Annotated in this window: 11 protein-coding genes; 9 read left to right on the top strand and 2 right to left on the bottom strand. The window is 49.6% G+C overall.

What is annotated here, in order from left to right; translation table 11 throughout:
- The first annotated feature begins 124 nt into the window (after nucleotides 1–124).
- Together KHS78_RS06475 and KHS78_RS06470 are read left to right on the top strand one after the other, a co-directional pair.
- Nucleotides 125–2,284: an RICIN domain-containing protein gene (locus tag KHS78_RS06475; protein WP_211826356.1), complete on the top strand. Its 2,160-nt coding sequence runs from the start codon at nucleotides 125–127 to the stop codon at nucleotides 2,282–2,284.
- 267 nt (nucleotides 2,285–2,551) lie between these two features.
- Nucleotides 2,552–6,358 carry an ankyrin repeat domain-containing protein gene (locus KHS78_RS06470; RefSeq protein ID WP_211826354.1) on the top strand — a complete coding sequence of 1,269 codons (3,807 nt, stop codon included), beginning with the start codon at nucleotides 2,552–2,554 and terminating at the stop codon, nucleotides 6,356–6,358.
- Between the two features lie 96 nt (nucleotides 6,359–6,454).
- Here KHS78_RS06470 and KHS78_RS06465 read toward each other — a convergent pair whose 3' ends face one another.
- Nucleotides 6,455–7,846, bottom strand: a complete 1,392-nt coding sequence (locus tag KHS78_RS06465) for a TolC family outer membrane protein (protein WP_211826352.1) — start codon at nucleotides 7,844–7,846, stop codon at nucleotides 6,455–6,457.
- 280 nt (nucleotides 7,847–8,126) lie between these two features.
- Between KHS78_RS06465 and thiC the strand changes: the two genes are divergently transcribed.
- From thiC to KHS78_RS06445, 4 genes are all read left to right on the top strand, one after another.
- Nucleotides 8,127–10,004, top strand: coding sequence for a phosphomethylpyrimidine synthase ThiC (gene thiC / locus KHS78_RS06460; RefSeq protein WP_211826350.1), 1,878 nt, complete (start codon nucleotides 8,127–8,129; stop codon nucleotides 10,002–10,004).
- Between the two features lie 202 nt (nucleotides 10,005–10,206).
- Nucleotides 10,207–10,671, top strand: coding sequence for a DUF1249 domain-containing protein (locus KHS78_RS06455; RefSeq protein WP_211826348.1), 465 nt, complete (start codon nucleotides 10,207–10,209; stop codon nucleotides 10,669–10,671).
- A 112-nt stretch (nucleotides 10,672–10,783) separates the two neighbouring features.
- Nucleotides 10,784–11,572 (top strand): 3',5'-cyclic-AMP phosphodiesterase, encoded by a 789-nt coding sequence (cpdA, locus tag KHS78_RS06450; RefSeq protein ID WP_211826346.1) that lies wholly within the window; start codon nucleotides 10,784–10,786, stop codon nucleotides 11,570–11,572.
- Between the two features lie 146 nt (nucleotides 11,573–11,718).
- On the top strand, nucleotides 11,719–11,961 hold the full coding sequence (locus KHS78_RS06445) for a hypothetical protein (RefSeq protein ID WP_211826345.1): 243 nt from the start codon (nucleotides 11,719–11,721) through the stop codon (nucleotides 11,959–11,961).
- Nucleotides 11,962–12,022: 61 nt separating this feature from the next.
- Here KHS78_RS06445 and KHS78_RS06440 read toward each other — a convergent pair whose 3' ends face one another.
- Entirely contained in the window at nucleotides 12,023–12,802 is a 780-nt protein-coding gene (locus KHS78_RS06440; protein WP_211826343.1) for an alpha/beta fold hydrolase, read from the bottom strand.
- 164 nt (nucleotides 12,803–12,966) lie between these two features.
- Between KHS78_RS06440 and KHS78_RS06435 the strand changes: the two genes are divergently transcribed.
- The 3 genes from KHS78_RS06435 to KHS78_RS06425 all read left to right on the top strand — a co-directional run bounded on the left by KHS78_RS06435 (nucleotide 12,967) and on the right by KHS78_RS06425 (nucleotide 17,597).
- Entirely contained in the window at nucleotides 12,967–14,244 is a 1,278-nt protein-coding gene (locus KHS78_RS06435; RefSeq protein ID WP_211826341.1) for a dicarboxylate/amino acid:cation symporter, read from the top strand.
- A gap of 163 nt (nucleotides 14,245–14,407) precedes the next feature.
- The gene (locus KHS78_RS06430) at nucleotides 14,408–15,541 is read left to right on the top strand and encodes a M20 family metallopeptidase (protein ID WP_211826339.1); all 1,134 of its coding nucleotides are present in this window, start codon (nucleotides 14,408–14,410) and stop codon (nucleotides 15,539–15,541) included.
- 184 nt (nucleotides 15,542–15,725) lie between these two features.
- Entirely contained in the window at nucleotides 15,726–17,597 is a 1,872-nt protein-coding gene (locus KHS78_RS06425; RefSeq protein ID WP_211826337.1) for a Na/Pi cotransporter family protein, read from the top strand.
- Nucleotide 17,598: the final 1 nt, after the last annotated feature.

Below are 17,598 nucleotides of genomic sequence, written 5' to 3'. Positions count from 1 at the left end.
CCTCCTCCCTCGGCGATGAGTTCTCTCATCGCCCGCTTCATCAAACTGTCACATTTACCTGCCAAGGTAGCCTCCGCTCGTCATATAACCGATTAAAACACTTACTCAACAGTTTTTATGCAACATGGCTTATTTACGACTATGTTCCATCGCAACAACGCATTCTCTTGCTGAAAAAAACTGTGCATTGATGCTTTCTCAATCAAATCGTAACTATCTTCCGGTTCGTCTGGCGCTGACTGCTCTGGCAGTGACTTCCCCTCTTTTGGTCGAAGCAATGCCATTGTCCGCCTATGGGCCAATGACAGATTTTGGAAACACACTTGAATCACTTAAAAGCAGCGCAGCCCATGCTCGCGCGTCTTTACCTCTGTTGTACCTTAATGCCGCGATGCCAGTATCGGAGGATCAGCTCTCCGACATCGAAGACCGAATGTGGGCAGGAGACATCTTGCTCATTGATGGTACGGAGAGTGAACCACAAACAGTACAAGCCATAAGTGCCTCATTAGGCGGAATCGGTTTGTACGGGCACGTCATCATGATATACAAGCCAGCTTTTGCGCCCGCTCAATTCAAGCAAATCGTATCAGCAGGCAGGGAGCCACCCAACAGCGACACAGCAGGAAAGCTGGTCAATGAAACATTGGCGTTACATGATCGCTGGTCCAGACAACAGCAATACAAAACCAGTCAACAACGCTTTAGTCCATCGGAATGGCGCCCCGAAACAACGGTACAGATTGAGTTACGGGAAATTAACCTGCCATGCCTGGTCGGCAATCAACTCGAAGGCACTCATTCAGAACCAACCTACTGGACAGGAGGACTGATTGACGCTTGCGATCACCGCGCCAGCTTCTCTCTAAATTATCAGATTGATTTTATCCGTTCCACGTCATCCTTACAGGGAGCGGAAGACGCAAAATATGTCCGTTTTACAGTGAATCCGGAATCCAGCGGTGGGGCAGGCTGGCATCTGGTTGATAGACCGACTCATCGGCATACATGGTTTCAAAGTTGGACAAACCGAACCACCTGGTTTGGCCCTATTGCAGATTACTACCGTATTGATATTCATGCTTTAGATGAAGATGTCCGCCTAACACATAGCATCCCCGGCAGTTCACCCAAGCATTCAAAGGTCAAAGCAAAAGACACCATTAAAGTCGGCTTACCCGTACGCATGGGTTTTACCCCCATGCTTGAAGCGCCAAATCCAGATCTACCTGATGACGCAAACCAGGAGGTTGAGTTTCGCCCACCAGATCAGCCGTTACCACTTATGCCGATTATCGAAGAAGGTGAGCACATACAACCAGATGCTGAACCTCAAATTCCGGTATACGATTTATCAATGCTTCATGGGGACAGAAACCTTTGGCCTCAAGACAAAAAGCAAAGGCCGGTGAATAACAAAAGAACCTTCGCTACAATACCCGCAGGCTCCTATTACAGTTCACGATCGGTTATTTATCTTAACTACGAGTATGTTATACACAACCTGTCGAGATCATCCAGAACCGACTCCGCCATCTGGGTTTGGAATCGAGAATTTTCAAAATACAGTGGTGATTGGAGACAGCACGAAAAATGCTATCTCAGCTGCACGGATTGGTTTTTTTCCGATGCCGCTTTTTCTGCAAACGCATACAGCCATTTTACGCCCGGCTTTTCTGCAACCTTTAAAGTGCCGGCAAATAAAAGCGGCTCCTCGAGCTTCAAGCTTGCAAGTGCTATTCACCCTGTCGCACTGGCGGGTCATATTCGTTACCAATTCCTGTTTCAGGATTATTCACTCTGGGACCAGAAAGGTGAAACATATAGCATTGATCAATGGTTCAGGGTCAACTGGGATGCTTCTGCGTTCAGCATACTCCCGACGATAACACTTGAGATCACCAACAAAGACAGTTCTCGCGGGCTTTGCCTAAGTGTTATTGAAAAAAACATTGCCGAGGGAGCTGCTGTAGATATCTATAAATGCCGCTCTACACTGAACCAATTTTGGCAACATGACAGCAAGCAACGCTTACATTCACTGGTAGCAAAAAACCGCTGCCTGACCGCAGAAACAAACAATACATTATCAGTACGCCCATGTTCGGATATAAAACAACAAAAATGGTTTTGGCAAGATAAGCGGTTAATGAATTCTGACACTGCCTATTTGACGCTGAAAGAAAACCATTTAACCCTTACAACAACATTAAGGAATGCACCCATTGAGTGGACTCCCTTTATCGTCCCCTCGTTATTAGATGAAATCATGACTCGCGAGTAATATTTCCAACGCACCGATTTCCCCATTTCAAACGAATAACCATATAGTCATTACCACTTTGAACTTATTCGCGCTCCAATCACTCATACTCCCAAACGAAATCGTTTCAGGAGATACTATAAATCTCCCATCAAGAAACAAGAGAGACTTTACATTGATACAATCTCATGGAGTAATCTTATGGAAACGCCTAGCATATCCAAGAATCCGTCGATTCAGTCATCAGAGGAGGATAGCTCACGAAGAGGTCGTTCTAGATTACGGTCATTGAGCAGACTATTTCGGAGTAGAAGTCAAAGCAGAGACGTCAGCGTCGACAGAGAGTCTAAAGAAAACAAGTTATCCCCATTAAAGAAGCAGCGTTCCCGCTCAATCTCATCAAGTAGAGAAAGTCTTTATCAAGTAGAAGTAAAATCCAGGTATACTGACCTATCAAAATCACTCACCCATGAACAAAGCAAAGCAGGGAATGCTAAAAGAAAAGACCCTGAGAAATTCCAGAAAGATGCTTACCTTCTTCTCTGGAAAAATACCACAACAGACTACTCAAAAACACATCAAGCATTCAAAAAACTTCTTCAAAACCAAGCGACGGGTGTTGACTTTCGAACCGACACATTCCCTGCAACAGGTGAAACCCATCTTTGCACTGCATGTAAAGAATTAGCTGATCAGAAAGTTTGGAAAAAGGACAGCGCACAAAAAGAAATAACGCGATTAATCAATATGATAACCGCTCTAATAGAATTGCAGGCTGATTCCCATACACCGGATTCTCGTGGTTACCACCCCCTTTACTACCTTCTGACCAGCCCTTATTTCAAAGGTGGATCACAAGATATTACCACCCTCGCACTAGCACTCATGGAAGCAAGCGGAGTCAATAATCCTGATACCGAGACTGGCGCTTCACTCACCGTTGTGATGCATTGTATCCACGACAATGACCATGAAACGCTGGCCTTCCTGCTAGAAAATGGTGCAAACTCCAATAAACCAAGTAACACGGGCAATACACCTTTACTTTTAGCCATTGAAGAAAAGAAAGAAGAGCATGTTAAAACCCTACTCAGACATGGAGCAGACCCGAACCAATTCCACCAAATTGATAAAACAAAATCACCATTACTGAGAGCAACATGGAATAGGGAAACCCAATTAATAGAATTATTATTTAATGATTCAAAAGCTCACCCAGATGTTAATATCTTCGACAGTGTAAACGGGACAACAGCATTGATGGTAGCCTCATATTTCGGCTGCCATGATATTGTCGAATTTTTACTAAAGCATGAAGCCATGGTCGATCAATACAGTCATGACTTAGAGACGGCACTAATGATGGCACTAAAAGAATTTCAAGCCCAAAAAATGAAAACCATCGAATTATTATTAGCGGCCAAGGCAACAACCAACATTGTCTCCACCAAAAGTAAAACTCCATTAAAGCAGATACTAACAATTGACAACGCATCAGATAGAGAGATGCTGCTTGAGTTGTTCTTAAAACACGGGCTTGATATTAATCTTCAAGATCGAACCGATCATACGGCTTTAGGGCAATATGTCTTTGATTGCTCCCATGAAATAGTCGAGCTTCTACTAGAACATGGTGCCGATCCTGACATTGATAGCACTAATGGCCAATCATTGCTTGCCTTCTCTGTCTGTAAAACCTTGGAAAAAGGCAAACAGGAAACACCTTTAGCGTCCTTAGAACGTGGCTTGGTAATACATCGCCAAAAAGGCTGTTCCGCTGACTTTAGAAAAATGGCAATGCTACTGGCTACACGCTGCACACACTTCAACGAGGCTCTTCAACTCGCACTTGACGGTAATGACAATGAGTTTATAGCTTATTTCATACAGTCTGCTACTAAGATTGATCCTGACATTATGGCAGCTGATAGAAGCAGCTCATTACTCACATGGGCTATTAAAAACTATGCCGAAGCTACGGATGATCAATCAAGATTTATGCTTATCCGGCAATTAATGGTACTTGGCGCAAATCCCGACCTCGCAGTAACCGCTGACGATATAACACCACTTATGATAGCCAGCGAAATGAATCTTATTGATGTCATTACATTATTACGCCAACCACCGAACCAGGATCTTGGCAAAAGAAAAAAACAGGCGGACGTTAATCAGACTGACAGCAAGGGTAATCATGCTCTTCTACGCGCATGCATGGGAAAAAGCAATAGACCCAATAAACTGACAGTGACAACGCTCATGATCTCGGAACAGGAGTTCGACAAAACGGATATCCACAAGATCAACGACAATCGTGAAACAGCGCTTTTTCATGCTGTCAAACATGGTTACCTCGACATTATTCAAGCCATATTGATAAAAGAATACATTGATCATATTCAGCTATTGACCATTTTCACAATGCAAAACAATGATGGAGAGAGTATCTTTCGCATCATCAATGATGCTGAATACCGGCTACAGCATCCAGCAATTTGCGAGCTTATTTACATACACCTACAAAATCAGAAACAGCAACAGACAGTGATTGGTCAGCATCATACTCAAGTAAAAACAGCAATAACTGTTGAAAGTCAGGCTGCCGAACAAGCCTCTAATGAAGATCAAGAAAGACTGAAGAGTCAAATCCCAGCAGGTGCAACCCTAATCCTAAGGAAGCCTGAACGAAAAGTCCGCCTGGATGCAGCAAAAGACCAACGACGGCCAACAACCAAAGATATGTCAGAATCCAAAGTAGAGGTAGCCCTAAAGAGTCAGCCATTGCCCCAAATGGTGCAGGAGCAAGAGAAACTGCAGGCTCAAGTTAAGACTACGCCGCCAATTGATATAGCTGGCGAAACCTCGGAGACTTCTAGCCTGTCTGTCTCTGAGGAAGCAAAAACCAGCGTATCAGAAGAATATGCCTTGGCGCCCGCGCTGATTCCGGTACAAATGCAAGCTTTCGGAACAAGCATAGAACTAACCGCTCCCACTCTCCCAGCAGAAATGCTTCACACTGAGGTTATCCGACAACCACCTCAAATGAGAGAGCTCCCCCTGCTGCCACAACTCGTATTTAGGGAGTCCGCTACAGAAGAAAACGAACAGCAGTTAGCCCAAAAAAGAGATGAGCTTATTCAATTAAAGAAACAGCAAGAGTCGGAAATGAAGGCGCTTTTCAGCCAACAAGAGGCATTAAATGAGGAAAGTCGTCAACAACTGTTACATCTCACAGGCGAACATTACGACACTCAAACAAAGTTGGATAAAACCCTTAATACACTCAAGGCCTTACAACGTAAAACAACGTCTTCTCCACTGACAGCAGAAAGTGCAACTGAAGCTAAAGTGACAACAACAGAAAAAGCGTACACATGGATGGACCGCCCCCCTGCAATTATTAGCCATGAAAAAATAACCACTGATCTGTCATTCCATCATAGTGATCCAGAATCTGAACGAATATCTGGCCCACAATTCATCCGCAGTGACCAGCGAACAAAAAGTCTGGATTCAATCGACCGTAAATCTGACGTTGACTCTTATGGCGCTGAAAGTAAGTCCATGCTCGGGTTTCGCCCATCACAAATGTGGCATGCTAGCGATTACTCCCAAACTACATTATCAGAATATTCACATTCAAGCTCCTGCCAACGTTATTTAGATCAAGCGGCAAGAAGTTCAACCTCTGGCGAAAGCGGGACGGCGATAAGAGCAGCTGAGCAAGTTGAGGCACAATCACCCGCAGCAAGTCATCATGACAGCATCACTGATACATCCAAAGCTGAACATGAAGTGTCTTCTGACTTAGAACTATCACGACCATTAGTAGAAGAGGCACCATTTCCAGAAGACGTGTTCCGCCCGATCCAACCGGCAACACCTGAAGGCATTTCGCCTACATTTGGCGATATTCCAGAAGATTGGGGCTCCAGCAATGGGAGCGAGCAATCTTTCACAGAGCTAGGGCTTACCAGCGATATTGAATATGAAAAACTTATTAAAAAACTCGAAGCACAAAAACAAACGGATACTAGTGATAAAAATACTCTCGATGTTGTAGAAGAAAAGTATGAAGATGGCAGTGATCAATAAACATCAATATCAATGAAATTTATAACAATATATAAATAACAAAACCTGCCGAATGGCAGGTTTTGTTATTTAAGACAGTCAATTTCTCTCAAAAACTTATCCGGTACAAACCGGAACAGTCATTCCCTCTTCTGGATTACCGGTCATCCACTCATTCAACGCCTGCAGGTCTTCCGGGCTCAGGGTGCCGGCCGTCTGCTTCAGCTTCAGGGTGTTGATGATGAAGTCATACCGCGCATTGAAATAATCACGCTGGGCCGAATACAGCACCTGCTGGGCATTCAGCACATCGACGATGTTTCGGGTACCGACCTCATAACCGCTTTCTGTTGCCTTCAACGCGCTTCGGGCTGAGACGATTCCCTGGCAGCGGGCTTCAATACGATCCACATCGGTATTCACCGTACGGAACAGGTTGCGCGCATTCGTCGTCGTCTGGCGCAGGGTCAGGTCAACGCTCTGCTGGGACTCTTCCAACCGGTAACCGGATTCACGCACCTTGGAGCTGGTGGCACCGCCGGAGAAGATCGGCATACTCAATTCCAGGCCATAAACGGTGTTGTTGCTCTTGCCGTTCAACGCCGGATTTGAAAACGCTGCAGATGGATCATTGATATGACTGTAAGTAGCAACAGCATTCAGCGTCGGTGCATGGCCAGACTTGCTGACACGCAACTGCTCTTCTGCTGCATTCACGCCCTTACGCGCCGCATCCAGCGTCAGGTTTTGCGAAATGGCGGTTTTCACCCACTCTTCCGCAATGGCTGGCACCGGGGTATTGACCGGCATCCGCTTGTCCATCTGGGCAATCGCCGGCACGCCGACATTGGTGATGGTGCGCAGGTTTTCCAGTGACACTTCCACATCATTGGTTCCCTGGATGCGGGTAACGCGTGCCGCGTCATACGCCGCCTTGGCCTCATACACGTCGGTCTCGGCGATCAGGCCCACTTCAAAACGCTGGCGGGTCTGGTCCAGCTGTCGCTTCACGGCTTTCTCTTCCGCCTTGGCTGTCGCCAGATTGTCCTGGGCACGCAGCACATTGAAGTAGGCTTCAGATACCCGCATGATCAGGTTCTGCTGCTCAACACTGAACTGGATCCGTGCCTGTTCGCTCAATGCTTCAGCACGCTCAAAGTTAAACCAGGATTCCAGGTTAAACAGCGGCTGACGCAGGGTGGCAGACCAACCATGGGAATTCCAGTTACTGGTTCGGTCGCCGGTTCCCAGCGGCTCGGATACCAGCTGGGAAGACCGGTTATCCGCAGTATTGGCTGACATAGAAATATTCGGCAGCAATGCGGCGCGACCCTGAGGCACGACTTCCTTGCTGGCTTTCCAGGACGCACGGGCCGCCGCCAGCTGAGCGTCATTTTTCAATGCCAGGTCATAGATTTCGAGCAAGTCCATGGGCTGCTCTGCCTGAACGGTCATTGCGCATGTCAGCAACGTTCCGCTCAGAAGGGATAAAAAGCGCTTCGATACCATTACCTGTTTCCTTTACTCTCCACAGGTGCTTTAACCTGCCCAACACGATTTGAACTACGCTTTGTGCTTCAAGCCGGTCATCGCGTGCATACAGTGATAAAAGCGTGGATGTTAACAGATATGCGCCACAGATATCTGCGGAACCTGTAAAAAATGTTCACTTCACTCGGACGGTGGCTATGTAACTGGCACCATAGGTTGACAACACCGAAAAATATGAATAAACCAGCCTGTTAGATTACGACAAGAACGTAACCACCACTCCGGGATAACTGACATAATGAGTGATCTTCCGCGTTTCCTCAGCGAGTCCGCCCAGGCCGACCAGCAGGCCGTACAACCCTTCCCCAACTCACGAAAAGTGTACTTGACCGGCAGCCGGCCCGATATCCGCGTACCGGTGCGGGAGATCAGCCTGTCAGACACCGTGACAGAATCCGGCAGCGAGAAAAATGATCCGGTACGGGTCTACGATACCTCCGGCCCCTATACCGATCCGGATGCCAGGATCGACATTCGCAAGGGGCTCCTTCCTCTGCGTGAGCACTGGATACAGGAACGGGAAGACACCGAGCAGCTGTCGGCCTTCACGTCGGAATATGCCAACCGCAGCCTGAAAGACCCCAGGTTGTCACACCTGCAGTTTGGCCTGATACGATCACCGCGCCGCGCCCTGTCTGGTCGTAATGTCACCCAGCTGCACTACGCCCGAAAAGGCATCATCACGCCGGAGATGGAGTTTGTCGCCATTCGTGAAAACATGAAGCTGGAAGCGTTACGGGAACAGGGACTGCTGGACAATCAGCACCCTGGCCAGACGTTTGGAGCCAATATCCCCGCCGTGATTACACCGGAATTTGTGCGAGATGAGATTGCCCGCGGTCGCGCCATCATTCCGAACAACATCAATCACCCGGAAAGTGAACCGATGATCATCGGCCGTAATTTCCTGGTCAAGATCAACGCCAACATCGGTAACTCTGCTGTTACGTCCTCCATCGAAGAGGAAGTGGAAAAAATGACCTGGGCTGCCCGCTGGGGCGCAGACAATGTCATGGATTTATCGACAGGCCCGAATATCCACCAGACCCGTGAGTGGATACTTCGCAACTCGCCGGTTCCTATTGGCACCGTCCCGATTTATCAGGCACTGGAAAAAGTGAATGGCGTCGCCGAGGATCTGACGTGGGAGATTTTCAGGGATACCCTCGTAGAACAGGCCGAACAGGGCGTGGATTACTTTACCATCCATGCCGGTGTTCTGTTGCGTTATATTCCCATGACCGCCAAGCGCCTGACCGGCATTGTCTCCCGTGGCGGTGCGATCATGGCAAAATGGTGCCTGGCGCATCATCAGGAAAACTTCCTGTATACCCATTTCGAAGAGATCTGCGAAATCATGAAAGCTTATGATGTCGCTTTCTCTTTGGGGGATGGTCTGCGCCCCGGCTCCATCAATGATGCAAACGATGAAGCCCAGTTTGCAGAGTTGGAAACGCTGGGCGAGCTAACCAAAATTGCCTGGAAGCATGACGTTCAAACCATGATCGAAGGCCCCGGCCATGTCCCGATGCATATGATCAAGGTCAACATGGAAAAACAACTGGCGGTGTGTGATGAAGCCCCCTTCTACACACTCGGCCCGCTGACAACTGACATTGCCCCGGGTTATGACCACTTCACATCAGGCATTGGCGCTGCCATGATCGGCTGGTTTGGCTGCGCAATGCTCTGCTATGTCACCCCGAAGGAGCACCTTGGCCTGCCGGATAAAGACGATGTCAAAGAAGGCCTGATTACCTACAAGATTGCTGCTCACGCGGCCGATCTGGCAAAAGGCCATCCGGGTGCACAGGTACGCGATGATGCGCTGTCCAAGGCCCGGTTCGAGTTCCGCTGGGAAGACCAGTTCAACCTGGGGCTGGATCCCGATCGCGCCCGGGAATTCCACGACCAGACACTGCCGAAAGACTCGGCAAAGGTCGCCCACTTCTGCTCCATGTGCGGTCCGAAATTCTGCTCCATGAAGATCACCCATGAAGTGCGGGACTATGCTGCCCAGAACAAACTTGATGTCGACAAAGCACTGGATTCAGGTATGAAGGAGCAAGCGGAAGCATTCCGAGCATCAGGCAGTGAATTGTACAGCAAGGCGTAGAAAACCTTTTTTGCTACTGATTCTGTCAAATTCCCAAAAACTTTTTGGGTTTGACAGAATCAAAAAACTCTCTAGTTAGCACAACAATGTTTGTTTTCAATGCATAAGTGATAGTTTCGCGTGACTATACTTGAGCTGAAACAGACATGAATTGAGTGCAGTACAAATTGCACAACAAGGACATAGCAGGAGCGTAACCAGATTGACAACGATAGGTCAGCTTCCACACCACCGCAAACCTTACCAGGTGAACCTGGTGAGACAGCATGTGCTGTGCGAGATGAACTATATTCGACTGATGAAGCTGATCGCTGGTAATGCTTCGGATGAGTGGATGATTGGTTTTTCTTTCCACGGGCAAACCTGTTCGGTTCATTTCCAGATCACCAGTCGCAGCCGTTACACCACAGTTATCGACATTACACAGGACAACCGGTTCAACTGGCTGCCCTGCCAGAAAATGCAGGTGCGTCTTTACCACGATGTCCGCATGGCCGAAGTCATCAGTTCCCAGCGTCAACGCGACTTCAAACCCCGCTACAACTACCCCAACACGTCGATGTACCACCCCGACGAAAAGGAGCAACTCAACCTGTTTCTGGCCGATTGGCTGGAACACTGCCTCAACAACGGTTACCTCTTCGAAACGATTGAGCAATCTTCCTGAAAATTCTTCTTCAGGACTGCCAATAAATTAACAGATTCGGTCTATTAATTGGGGTAATCTCCCTCTCTGTAACGATACGATTCATGCCTTAAGGGAGAGTGCCGGGTTGAGCATGCACGGCGTCAGCAAAATCATCCAGATTACCGACAGCCACCTGTTTGGTGACGCAGATGGCACCTTGCTGGGTATCAATACCCGCGACAGTTTCAACGCCGTGCTGGAGCTGGTCAAAACACACAGTGCAGATGCTGACCTAATCCTGGTTACCGGTGATATTTCACAGGATGACTCTATCGCCTCTTATGCCTTCTGCCAGCGTTCACTGGAGACACTCGGCATCCCGTTTGCTTGGCTTTACGGCAATCATGACGAACCTGAACGGCTGGCTCAAACACCTTTTGCTGCCAACTTCCCCCAAGCGATACAGCTGGATAACTGGCAGTTGATGCTACTACACAGCCAGATCACGGGCGCCATCCACGGCGAACTGGTTAACGGCGAGCTGGCCAGACTATCTGCAGCTCTGGCAGCCGATCCTGATCGACCAACACTGATCGTCACCCACCATCACCCCTTACCGGTCGGTAGTGAGTGGATGGACGCGATAAACCTCAGAAATGGGCGACATCTGCTGGAGTTACTGACTACGTCCCCCCAGGTCAAACTACTGATTCATGGCCATACCCACCAGGCCGCTGAAGTTCGGGAAAACGGGGTCACAGTGCAGGGAACCCCCTCAACCTGTGTCCAATTCCTACCGGCCAGACCTGATTTTGCTGCCGATACCCGGCAGCCAGGCTATCGAGAGATTATCCTCCAACCTGATGGCAGCTTCTCGAGCCAGATTTACCGCCTGGCCCCAGGAACTTTCCTGCCAGACCGCTCTGGAACGGGCTATTAGCTACGAGAGGTGACGACACCTTTTTCATCATAGAGCAGCACAATAAGCCCTCTCCCGGATATGCGAAAACCGTATTACGCCTTGGAACTTTCCCGCCAGAATATTGCCTAAAGTGGAAATAGGAGCTGTAAGGAAAGGACGTAGTCATGGGACAATCCAGGTCCTTGGATGAAGAAGACAATGAGGCACTTGGCTGGACTGATGGCCAGGAACTGAAAAAGCGCAAATCCGAAGTACAACGCTCAAAGCGCAAACGATCCAAGAGCATCCACAAAGGTATTGAAAAATACTTTGAGAAAAAGAAATTAAGGGAAGAACTCGGCGACGAGCTGGAAGAAGACGACCTTGATTTCTTTGATGAGGATGACGACGACTGGTATCAACACTGATTCCACTCTGTATCATTCAAAGCGGGAACACCTTATCCCGCTTGATCACTCGCGTTGTTGTTCAATCGTTAAGTCCTGACAAGAAACGACTCACGATTCGGTTAAACAATTCCGGTTTTTCTGCATGCAACCAGTGGCCGGCTCCCCCAACGACTTTTAACTGACTCGCGGGAAACAGTGACAACACGGTTTCCTGATGGGTACTGTCGATGTAGTCCGAGCGTTCACCTTTCACAAATAATACAGGCTCTGCATATGGCACCTGCCCCATCGGTGCTAAACGGATCTTGTGATAACTGTCGTGAATGCCGGTGAGATTCACACGCCATACATAACGCCCTTCTGGTGCTCTTACGAGATTACGCAACAGGAACTGACGCACACCCGGCTCAGTGACATGTTCAGCCAATATTCGATCGGCTTCTTTGCGCTGATGAATCTCGTGTTCAGCAACCGCAAACATTCCTTTAAAGACTGCGGTATGCCAGGCAGGGTATTCAACCGGTGCAATATCAGCAACGATCAACCCGGTCACACGTTCTGGCGCGTCCAATGCAAGCTGCATCGCCACCTTACCGCCCATGGAATGTCCCAGCAGGGCAGCCTTTTCCAGACTACTGTCGTCCATATAGGCCAGCACATCTGATGCCATGGACGGATAATCCATGGTATCTACATGAGGTGAAGCCCCATGATTTCTCAAGTCCAGCAAATGAACGCAGTAGTCACTTGCCAGTGCCCTTGCAACAACCCCGAGGTTGTCGCCTGCACCGAACAGACCATGAATAAGAATCACCGGTTTACCGGCACCGCTGGTTTTAGCAAAAAGTTTTACAGGCATCAGGACGTACAGTTGTTGATAGCGACAAACAGTATTGGACGGGAAAAGTACCTATATTACCAGCAAACCCCACTCACTAAACTCCAAATCCCGGTGTTATGGAAAAATGTCCCTTCCGGTTATCCGTAAGGAGCTTTAGAGAACCAACCATTTGGAGAAGAATGATGAGTACCAGCTCCGCATCGGGTATGAACCCATGGCGTCTGTGGAATCGCCTGCCACTGTGGCAGAAAATCCTGGCCGGCATGGTGATAGGTATCATAACAGGCGGCATTATCGGGCCTGATGCCATCGTACTGAAACCGATCGGTACGATTTTCGTCAACGCTATCAAGATGTTGATTGTACCCCTGGTGTTCTGCTCGCTGATTGTCGGCGTCACGTCCATGCAGGATACCGGCAAGATGGGCCGCCTCGGACTTAAGTCCCTTGTTTTCTATCTGTTGACCACTGCTATCGCTATTTCCATCGGTCTTGTTCTGGGGCACTTTCTTGCGCCTGGTGAAGGGATGAACCTGATTGCCAAAGAGCAGGAAGTGGTTAAAGAAGCACCCAGTCTGGTCAACACACTGGTTTCCATTATTCCCAACAATCCCGTCAAGGCGCTGGCCTCAGGCAATATCCTGCAGATCATTGTCTTCGCCCTGGCACTCGGTGTTTCCCTTAACATGATCGGGGATCACGGTAAGCCGGCTATTGCCATATTCACCAGTCTTGCGGAAGCGATGTACAAGCTGACCGGCCTGGTCATGATACTTGCCCCTTACGGCGTTTTCGGCCTGATGGCGTGGGTAGCCGGTGCTTACGGAATGAGCGTACTGCTACCCCTGATCAAGGTGATCGCCGCGGTCTACATTGGCTGTCTGCTGCATGTCTACGGGTTCTATGGCGCTGTCATAACCATTATCGGCAGACTCAACCCAATGCGCTTTTTCCGGGGTATTGTTGACGCCCAGGCGATTGCATTCACCACGTCCAGCAGTGCCGGCAGCCTGCCCGTCAGCCTGCGTTGCAGCCAGCGACTGGGTGCCTCCCGGGGAACTTCCAGCTTCATCCTGCCGCTGGGCGCCACCATCAACATGGATGGCACAGCTCTGTACCAGGGGGTCACAGCCCTGTTCGTGGCACAGGCCTTTGGTGTACCCCTCTCACCCGGTGACTATGCAACCATTATCGCCACCGCCACGCTGGCATCCATCGGTACCGCAGGTGTGCCTGGCGCAGGTCTGGTCATGCTGACCCTGGTGCTGACCACCGTTGGCCTGCCCATGGAAGGTGTTGCCCTGATCGCCGGTATTGACCGACTGCTGGACATGGCCCGTACCATGGTCAACGTCAGCGGCGACCTGATGGTCACCACCCTGGTGGCCAAGAGCGAGGGCGAACTGGATACCGAACTCTACAACGGCACGAAGGCATTCGTCGAAACGACACCGTCCTGATACACACTGTACGACTGCGTCACATCGATCCTGACAAGCGATACGATGTGACGCAGTCGCTTTCTTGACCCAAGTCAGTATTCGTTTTCCCCAGTCCTTTAGCCTCTTGCAGTTTTCTGTAACGCAGAATCGTTCTGCCCTCGCCATGAGTGATTGACCTCGTATGAGTACCTTTGAATTCAGTCTGGATGCCTATCTGTCTGATCTTGAACCCCTGATCAATGTGGATTGCGGCACCTGTACCCCGGAAGGCGTTGCAGCGATTGCTGACCTGATGACCGCACACTACGAAAGCATCGGCTGGCATGTCACCCATCATCACGTGGCGGATCAAGCCGGCCCCTGCCTGAGTGTGACCAACAATCCAGAAGCGGCAGAATATGATGTTTTGCTGGTCGGCCACATGGATACCGTATTCCCCAAAGGCACCGTTGCTGAACGCCCGATGTCTATCCGTGACGGTCAGGCTTATGGCCCCGGCGTCGCCGATATGAAATCCGGCCTGCTCAATGCGTTCTACGCGTTGAAGCATCTGCCCAGCGACGTGACGGACAAACTCGCCATTTGTGTGGCCATGAACTGCGACGAAGAAATCGGCAGCATCTATTCCCAGGACTTCATTGAATCCCTGGCCCAAAAAAGCAAGCAGGTACTTGTTTGTGAGGCTGCCCGTACGGATGGTTCACTGGTCAAAGCCCGTAAAGGTCTGGCCGTGTATGACATCGAGTTCCACGGTCGCGCTTCACACGCCGGCAATGAGCCAGAAAAAGGCATTTCCGCCATCACCGAAATGGCTCAGTGGATTGTTGAACTGAACAAACTGACCAACTTTGAAACCGGTACCACCTTAAACTTCGGCGTCGTTTCCGGCGGCAGTGCGGGCAATGTGGTTCCAGAATATGCCAAGGCTTGCCTTGATATCCGTTTCTGGAATAACGCAGATTATGAGCAGATTGATTTCCGTTTGCACGAACTGGCGGAAAATCCATTCCTGGAAGGTATCCGTATCGAAAAGGCGCGTACGGCTCACAAACCCGCCATGGTGCCCAGTGAGCAGACAGAAGCTCTGATGGCGATGGTCGAAGCCTGTGGTCGCGAAGAAAATATCGACATCACCTGGCAGGCCGTTGGCGGCGGCAGCGACGCCAACTTTACGGCAGCTCTGGGTATTCCATCTCTGGACGGTCTCGGCCCCATTGGCGGCGGTATGCACAGTGATAAGGAGTTCCTGATAGTGGACTCCATTGAACCCCGCATCCGACTGCTGCAGCGCGTTCTGACACATCTGGCTGACTAAGCCATCCCCTGGTTTCGCCGGCAACATGCCTTTATGTGTCGGCGAACCATGACGAATCCCCCTTCCTGTTGCTAAGCTGTATAGATAACACTGTAAAAAGTAAGCCATTTTCATAACCAGATAGCATCGTTTTACAGCCAATAACACGGAATCGTTATTGGACATAGTTGTCAGGCAAGGGATTATGCTAAAAAAATTATTATTGCCCTCCATCTTCATTCTGCTCGCTTACGGTTTCTGGATCAGCCCCGACTTCAAGGTCATAGCCGCCGGTATCGCCGTATTTCTGTTTGGGATGCTCTGCCTGGAACAGGGGTTCAAGGTCTTCACCGGCGGCATCCTGGAACAGCTGCTGAACCGAACGACACGCTCGCGAACGGGCAGTTTCTGCTTTGGATTATTTTCGACGGCCTTCCTGCAATCCAGCTCCCTGGTGTCTGTCATCACCCTGTCATTTTTAAGTACCGGGCTGATTACGCTGATCCAGGGCACGGGGATTCTGTTTGGCGCCAACCTGGGCTCTACCTTTGGCACCTGGCTGGTCGCCACCCTGGGATTGAAAGTCAAAATATCCACCTATGCCATGCCGCTGCTGGTGTTTGGCACGCTATTGCAGCTGCAGAAAAACCGGCAGCTGAAAGGCTGCGGGTTCGCCATCCTGGGGTTGGGATTCCTGATACTCGGCATCCACTATGTAAAAGAAGGGTTTGAAACCTTCAGCAACGACAGCGGGCTGTTAGCAGCATACAGCGAAGGCGGCCATATTCTCGCCTTTGTATTGGCTGGTATGGTGCTCACTGTCCTGATGCAGTCCAGCCATGCCCTACTGGTGCTCACCATCGCCGCACTGGCCAGCGGTCAGCTGGGGTATGAAGCCGCACTGGCCATGTGCATCGGTTCAAACATCGGCACCACCGCCACCACCTTTCTGGGTTCTATCAGCGCTGGCAGTGATGGCAAGCGCCTGGCGTTTGCCCATCTTGTCTTCAAAATGGTGGCAACACTCATCATTCTTCCGCTGCTACCGCTGTTTATCCTCCTTAACGATGAACTTGCCGCACTTCTGGGGATTGCCGCGACCGATTACACGCTGAAGCTGGCGCTGTTCCACACACTGTTCAATCTTCTTGGTGCAGCCCTCCTGATGCCATTCCTGCCGCAGCTGGTTAACAAATTGCAGAGGATGTTTCTCACCAAGGAAGAAGGCAACACCTTACCGCTTAGCATGCCAGATGGTCAGACAGAACGGGCTATTTACCTCACCGAAGCTGCTCAAAATCATCCCGAAGCCGCGCTGAAAGCCCTGCAACAGGAATGTGCCCGCCTCTATCGCAATACGGTGACACTGATTTGTTTTGGTATTTACCTTAACAGTGAGCAATTACTAAAGAGCCGGGATCTGGTGGCACTGACCAGTGATCGTGTTCCTCCCTGGCCTGACTGGGGTATCAACAAGCTCTATAAGCGGCATATCAAGGGTATTTACAACGATATTCTTGAATACAGCAGCGTCATGGAGGGTGAGCTGGACCGACATCAATCCTCCGAACTGTTCGCCACCAAGCTGGCCTGTCGAAACTTTATTGAAGCCGTCAAAGATCTGAAGCATCTGAACAGCAACATGGCGCGCCATATTCATTCTGATAATGCACTGGTAAGAGAACAGTACAACCGACTGCGTCGACGCATCGCTGTGACCGTGAAAGAAATTCAGATCATCAGTGACAATGGTCCGGAAGAAGTCATCGCCAGTACGGATCAGCTTAAACTGCGTTTACATCAGCAAGATCTGTTAACCAGTGGCGAACTGGATCGATTGATTCAAAGTGGTGATGTGGATTCTTTCGTTGCCAGCTCACTTATTAACGACAACGGTTATGTACATACCATCTGTAACAGCCTGATTGATGGTGCCGTAATCGTCATGCTGGGCGGCAATGCCGACATCATGCGTCTGGATGATGAAGAACCCTCCCCTACGTTCGACCAGTTTGATTCACCGGAACCGAGGAAAAAAAGCCGTTCCGGGTTTAAGATCATCAACGGCAGGCGCTGAA

This window comes from Kistimonas asteriae, from assembly GCF_018263925.1.
Lineage (GTDB): Bacteria > Pseudomonadota > Gammaproteobacteria > Pseudomonadales > Endozoicomonadaceae > Kistimonas > Kistimonas asteriae.
The sequence above is the reverse complement of the archived record's forward strand: the minus strand, read 5'-3'. Positions and strand labels throughout refer to the sequence as shown.